At 65.9% G+C, this 264-nt stretch carries 1 protein-coding gene; it reads right to left on the bottom strand.

Annotated features, from left to right (window positions below):
* On the bottom strand, window positions 1–264 hold a 264-nt coding region (locus tag SB754_RS20835), incomplete at both ends, for a DUF5979 domain-containing protein (RefSeq protein ID WP_410784257.1).

Genomic DNA, 264 nt, shown 5'->3' with positions numbered 1-264 from the left:
AACTTCGACGGCGACAGTCGCAGTTTCACCGGTCTCCGGTTCGGTCACGTCGCACTCGGCGTTGGCCGGAACGCCGGTAAACGTCTGCGAGGTTCCGGCGGCTGATCCGGCAGGCAGTGAAACGGTCTCGCTCAGAACAGTGGTTTCGCCGCTGGTGCAGGTTACTTGCAGGGTCACCGCGCCCTGCTGTCCTGCCGCAGGCCCGGCCAGCGCCTTGGTCACGGTCAGCGAGCCGGGGTTGAGGGTGTAGGTGTCGGTCACCGT

It is taken from the genome of Leifsonia sp. SIMBA_070, from assembly GCF_046534635.1.
Lineage (GTDB): Bacteria > Actinomycetota > Actinomycetes > Actinomycetales > Microbacteriaceae > Leifsonia.
This window is presented reverse-complemented; position numbering and strand designations above follow the sequence as displayed.